Source organism: uncultured Proteiniphilum sp., from assembly GCF_937873925.1.
Classification (GTDB): Bacteria; Bacteroidota; Bacteroidia; order Bacteroidales; family Dysgonomonadaceae; genus Proteiniphilum.
The window spans coordinates 1-6,133 of record NZ_CALNAT010000105.1; the positions used below are offsets into that span (position 1 = coordinate 1).

A 6,133-nucleotide genomic window follows, 5' to 3' on the forward strand; every position below is an offset into this window, starting at 1 on the left:
AGCATATCTTTCTGATAATCGTAGGTGACGAGTATTACCCCTGTGAAAAGGATAACAAGCAAGTCAATTACTGCTGGTTGGTTTATTTTACCCGGTAGATACATCGCACAATGTGGAAATTTGAATAATCGATTACTCGGGAAATTTTATTGAAAACGATATCAATACGGGATTTAAATCATCATGCGTATTCTCAAAAAAAGTCTTTAAAATTCCATCGGGTAGTTGATCCTTGACCTGATCAATAAGCAACGGATGAGGTGAAATATAAAACCTGTTGCCGTGTATTGATTTTGGAGAACTGAAAAACATGTCGACAAGATTTTTATCCCCTTTGACTCTTTCTATATCGATGAAGATTGATTTGTCTAACGATTTGGAATAATAAAGGTAATATTTCTTGTTATATCCAAAAGCAAAAAAGACATAGTCGTTCAGATCTTTTACCGATCCCCAACTTAACAAAAAACCCTCCGATTCTTTTTCTTGGGGCTGGGATTTTTTGTCATCTCCTATCCGCACAATATACTCAAAGGTTTCTTTATCCTTCTGGCTTAAAAATTTATGTTTGGAGGACTTATTCACTAAGCCATATAGAGGCATAACCTTTTTACCTTCCTCAATCTTGTAAATGATATCGCTTAGTACCGGTTGGAATAGGATTTCTCCGTTTTCTAAGCAGTCTGTTTTAAAACGCGAACCAATATCGATTCTTTCGGGAGTGCCGATTTCAATAGCCGAAGAAATAAATTTGCCCTGTGAGTCAAGGAAATGGATATTGTAATTTTCCATTTCCGGATTCTGATATTCGTGCCTGGGACCGGAATAAACATTTATAAAACCGTCTTCATAGGGCAAAATAATGATTGGACCAAAGTCGAGCTGGATTACATTGAGTTGGTTCCCGTTCTCATCATAAACAAAGATTCGACGGGAAAAATTATCTGCAAGAATAACTCTTTTATTAACCCTGTCAACCTCGAAGCTTGTGACTGAAATATACTCTGACGGACCATTTCCCTTATCCATTATCTTGTTTATATATTTGCCCCGGGAGTCGAAAATATACACTGTCGCATGATCCCAGGTACTAATATAATATCGATCCCCCATGATATGTATATTTTTGATCTCATGCATTACAGATACGTCGGAAAGCTCCAACCTTATGGTGTCAACGTCCACGATAAAATCTTCCAGCTCAATATTGGCGGGATTATTGATCTCGATGAGGTATTGCGCTTCAAGAACCGGATCCGCCTGTTTCTCTTTACAAGCGCTGAAAAGTAGTAAAGCAGCAATTACAACTATGCCTGAATTTTTCATATTTGATTTTTTTATATGCATGGAATTACGGTTATTATATAAATTGAAAAATTATGGGAGAAATAATTTCTCCCATATAGAGAACATGCGTAATTCTTATAATTGACACACTACACACACGGGGTGATCTGAACCATCCCAACAAGTAACCTCCTTCCCTTTGGCATAAGCTCCTCCAACATAGACGTAGCATTCTCTATCCCACGTTTCATACCTGAATTTTTTTTCTTCTCCTCCATCATCTTCGCCGGGATCGGGTTCTTCCCCATCTTCTCCATCTCCCGGATCTTCTCCATCGGCAAGTGCAATCACGTTCTTTAAGGCCATGTCACTCAGGTTGCCATAGCTGTTCATACTTCTGTGCATTCCGTAACCCGCGATTAGCAGGACGGCAAGGGCTAAAATGCCCGGTAATAGAATTTTTTTCATAAGCAATGAATTTAGATAATTAAAAAATAATATTAAGAATTCCTTTCTATAAAAGATTTTTCATTGTCATCATATATGTTTTTTACTTGCTTTACGGATAAATTTGTTGTTTATCTTGATTTCAGATTCACTTAAAAACCTGTTTGCCATCCTCTATCAGGAAAATACGTTCTTCCTTTCCTGATGAATGGTTTTTCAGGTAATACAATCCTCCCATGGGAACATTATCATAACGTAACGAATCGGACGAGGCAATCTGTACGCCCAGCGATTCCCAACCGCTTTTCCCGCTCACGAACAGTTCATACCGCTGTCCCTCCTCCACATAGTTGTCGTGGTTCCGCGGCGTATAGGCAACCGCCGTTATTTCCCATGGTACACCCAGATCTAATCCTGCCCACCCGTCGTCGGGCGTATTATCGTTGAAAGAGGTCTCGGTCAACCCGTCGAACACATTGGTGTATTCGTGCGTGTCGGCAATATTGGGGGAGCCGGGCGTCCCGATTACCTTTCCGGTCAAATATACGGTATCCGAGAAGAACTGAACCTCCGCCACATTGCAATAACTGCCGGCAGGCCCTTTATAGCGGACATACCGGTATTGCTTACCCGTGGAAAGAGTGGCCCGGGTAATCAGGCGGAAAGGAACATCTTGTATAACATGAAGCGTGTCGACCCGGCGGAACGATGGATCGTTGCTCCCTTCAAAGACACCTCCTACCATCCGGTTCCTGAATACTAAGTCACCCTCTATGGGATATTTACTGAACAGGGTGATGCCGTCCATATTGGTATTGTCCGAAGCAGTGTATGTTTCTATGGAATGATCTTGCTCGTCTATTTTAAACGGGGCTGTAAGGAAGGAAAAATTTCCGTCCTCATAAACAGCAAGCCTTACAATATCTCCTATATTCTGGTCGCGGAAAACGATCTTCCCGGCTTTGTCGGGAACCGTCCAGTCTAAGGGTACCCACTTCATCCAGGAAGATCCGCACAGGTAAACGATCTTGTCTTTGGGCGGCTTGTGGTAAAGCAGCCCGGAGGGGATATGCACCGTCTCCAGATAATTGTTCGAGTATAGCCTTGTCACATCCCGGAACCGGTAGTAGCGGCCTGAAAAAAACGGGGGTGCATACTTTTCAATTTTTTTCATCGCCATTATACCCTCGGTGTTATAAGAAAACGTCTTCCGGTATGCCTTCTGTTTTCTTAACATGTTGGCACGGGATTTATCTGAAATATATTCGATATTGTCGAAGAAGTCCATGGCATAATAATCACCCTTCTTATCCCTGAAGGCTACCCACGAATGCCCCAGATTGTAATTACCGCAGATGGAGATGAAATCGATGGTGCAGGGTATACCTACCGACCTGAATGCGAACAGGGTGAACTGGGCAAGGTCATCACATGAACCGTTGAAAGACATGGCGTTGAAGGCATCCAGGTTCGGGTAACCGCCCGGCCTCATCATGGTGAACCGGGGTTTTCCCTTTTCTTTAAGGATGGCTTCCCTGAGATGTTTCGCTGCTATTACCGGATCGTCCGTTTCAAGGTCTTCCATAAAAGGGGAAAGCAGTTCGTAATACTTCCTTCTCCAGTTTCTCAGTCTTTCATCCTTAATTCTGTAGGGGAGGATGTTTTCGCAGAAGTCATCGAAGGATGTGTGTTTGCTCCAGGGATACTTTTCCCAAACCATGAATGCATGATCGATGTTCTCACACAGGAGGGCCGAGTCCATTTCATGGATGTCCTGTCTCTGCACAAGGCTGCTAGGGTTAAAGCGTCCCGATATGTTATTAAGGGAATCAAGGATGGAGCCGGGTTGTTTTTTGCTCTTGCCCAGTACGTAGAAGTAGATCGCATGTTTATCCAGTTCCTCTCCTTCATAATAATGGTATCCGGGCATATTCTCTATCAGGAACCGGGCGGCCCGGTATTTTAGGCTGTCGGCCGGGTCGGACGCGTAACGGTTCAATATTTTTTCCAACTCATCCCTATTTTCCCCTGCAAGGATCAGGGCCTGTTCTATGCGGAAGTCCGCCATATCCTGCCTGCAACCGCCAAGCAGAATAGAAAAGAGAATTACAAACCGGGCTAAAAGTTTCATACGCTGTTCAGTCTTATTTCACATAACCTTTCAGTCTCAACACAACCGGTGATCCTTCCGCATTGCCATATACGGAAACTGTTTTGTTGAAATAACCAGTATCATTGGCATTGTAGGTTATTTCTATTTTTGTTGAAGCGTCCGGCAGGACCGGCTTTTTACTGTACAGGACATCCGTACAGCCGCATGAGGCTTTCGTATCGAAAATAAGGAAAGGAACATCACCGGTATTATGTATTGTGGCGGTGATTGTGACGGGATTTCCCTGTTGTAGCGTTCCGAGGTCGAATTCTGTCTGCCCTACCTCTATACGGGTCTTTTTTGCAGTGCCTGCCGTATTGTATTCTCCCCTTGATATCTGGCTCAAGTACATCCTTTTAATCCGAACATTATTAACCGGATTCCCGATATAAATTACTTTATTGTCCTTGTCCAGCAAAAAACACTGGAATTCCTGCCGGGAAGGAAAATGGTTGATTTTGTCTGTTCGGTCGTCAATATCGATATATACCGGGATATCGATCCCGTCACGCCTGAGTAAATAGCTTATTTCCTTTCTGTCCCTAGGATGGAAAATAAACAAAACCGGAACACTGCCGCCCGTTAAGGTATCTACTTCCTTTATAAATTCTCTCCATTTGTGGAGTTGCAACTTACAACCGGTGCATCCTGTGGAGTCCACGTACATCAATATCTTATAATCGGATACTGGAATTTGATAAGACAAGGTATCCTTCCCATAGCGTGTAAAGACGATATCCTCGGGAAAAATAATCTCTCTTTCCTGCCACCCGGCAACAATTCCGGCAATTTTTGTCTTTTGATTGTCCCTGCAGGAAAGGAAGAGAAAACCGAAGCCAATAGACACAATAATAAAAATGTTTCTCATAAATAATCCAAGTTTTCAGAAAGGGATTACACCTCTTCTTTTATTCTCGTATCGGAAGAAACCCGAACATGTTTCTTTCTAAAGATCAATAAGATATGAATCCATGGAATAATTCGTATTTGTTTTATTCACGATAGCCCATAGGTAAAAGCATTAATATATTTTACAAACAAATATGAAACAAACCATACTTTTCCCCCATTTCCCGCAAATACATACTCAATATGCGGAAAAATATTTAAAAATATTACTACAGATACTTTCAGATGCCATTATATATCCCAAAATCAACTTAAACGGATAAAAAATAATATTTATAAATACCATAAGTTTTACGAGCAGTAGAAACAGTTTATGCTAAATTGACGTTTTTTGAGGAGAGTTCGACGTGAAGTATAAATACATAGTACTGTTTATGTAATAAATTTGTAATTACATATTTATCTCAAAAAATAAATATAATTGACAATGAATAATCCCAACGGAAAAATATCTTTATCCCTGTTTGATCTGGATGCAGCCCCTCCCGTAGGACATGAGTTGACCTACGGGTTAATGACGAACTCATGGGATTTGGGACTTCGTGCAAAAGGGGTGGTATTGCACGGGGCGGGAAAACCTATTGTATTATGCGCCATCGATTGGATAGGGATCAGTAATGAAGGTTATGACGAGTTTCGTTCGACAATGGCAAGAGCAGCAGGTACAATTCCGGAGAGGGTGACAGTACATACCATACATCAGCATGACTCTGTCAGATGCGACTTCGGCGCTGAAAAAATATTAATTGAAAACGGGGTAGAAGCGAAATCTTTTGAAGACAGTTTTGCACGCGGGTTTTTAACTCGCCTGAAAGAAACCATAGAAAAGTCTGTCAAGACTACAGTGGATATTACCCATATCGGGTTAGGAGAAGCAAATATATTGAATGTAGCTTCCAACAGAAGGTTATTGGGAGATGACGGCCTTGTAAAAGCCACAAGATTCACAGCATGTCCCTCCCCGGCCTTAAGGGCGGAGCCGGAAGGATTGATCGATCCGGTTGTATCGTTAGTAAGTTTTTGGAATGAGGATAAACCTCTGGCAGTATTGAGTTACTATGCCGTACACCCTCAAAGTTACTACCGGACAGGGATTGCTAATCCCGATTTCCCGGGAGTTGCACGCTTTTTAAGACAACTCGCTGTTCCTGAAGCCCTGCATATTCATTTCAATGGAGCCTCAGGAGATATTGGAGCGGGGAAATATAATGACGGGGCGAAGGAAAACAGATTAGCGCTTGCTGAACGAATGGCCGAAGGGATGAAAAAGGCATGGGAAAACACGAAAAAAGAGCGAATAACCTCCGGTCAGGTCTTTTGGAAACAGGAACCTCTCAC

5 protein-coding genes are annotated in these 6,133 nt (G+C 42.2%); 1 reads left to right on the top strand and 4 read right to left on the bottom strand.

What is annotated here, in order from left to right; genetic code table 11:
- Positions 1-132: 132 nt before the first annotated feature.
- The 4 genes from Q0502_RS07165 to Q0502_RS07180 all read right to left on the bottom strand — a co-directional run bounded on the left by Q0502_RS07165 (position 133) and on the right by Q0502_RS07180 (position 4,754).
- The gene (locus Q0502_RS07165; RefSeq protein WP_298648979.1) at positions 133-1,326 is read right to left on the bottom strand and encodes a 6-bladed beta-propeller; all 1,194 of its coding nucleotides are present in this window, start codon (positions 1,324-1,326) and stop codon (positions 133-135) included.
- A 96-nt stretch (positions 1,327-1,422) separates the two neighbouring features.
- Positions 1,423-1,755, bottom strand: a complete 333-nt coding sequence (locus Q0502_RS07170) for an NVEALA domain-containing protein (protein WP_298648982.1) — start codon at positions 1,753-1,755, stop codon at positions 1,423-1,425.
- 127 nt (positions 1,756-1,882) lie between these two features.
- Positions 1,883-3,865, bottom strand: a complete 1,983-nt coding sequence (locus Q0502_RS07175) for a transglutaminase domain-containing protein (protein WP_298648984.1) — start codon at positions 3,863-3,865, stop codon at positions 1,883-1,885.
- A gap of 13 nt (positions 3,866-3,878) precedes the next feature.
- Positions 3,879-4,754: a DUF1573 domain-containing protein gene (locus Q0502_RS07180; protein WP_298648987.1), complete on the bottom strand. Its 876-nt coding sequence runs from the start codon at positions 4,752-4,754 to the stop codon at positions 3,879-3,881.
- Between the two features lie 468 nt (positions 4,755-5,222).
- Here Q0502_RS07180 and Q0502_RS07185 point away from each other — a divergent pair.
- Positions 5,223-6,133, top strand: a 911-nt coding sequence (locus Q0502_RS07185) for a hypothetical protein (RefSeq protein WP_298648991.1), incomplete at its 3' end; no start/stop codon positions are given.

Bases quoted from the DNA above. Each gene is read 5' to 3' on its own strand.
- Q0502_RS07165 (WP_298648979.1), bottom strand. From the start codon at position 1,326: ATGAAAAATTCAGGCATAGTTGTAATTGCTGCTTTACTACTTTTCAGC.
- Q0502_RS07170 (WP_298648982.1), bottom strand. From the start codon at position 1,755: ATGAAAAAAATTCTATTACCGGGCATTTTAGCCCTTGCCGTCCTGCTA.
- Q0502_RS07175 (WP_298648984.1), bottom strand. From the start codon at position 3,865: ATGAAACTTTTAGCCCGGTTTGTAATTCTCTTTTCTATTCTGCTTGGC.
- Q0502_RS07180 (WP_298648987.1), bottom strand. From the start codon at position 4,754: ATGAGAAACATTTTTATTATTGTGTCTATTGGCTTCGGTTTTCTCTTC.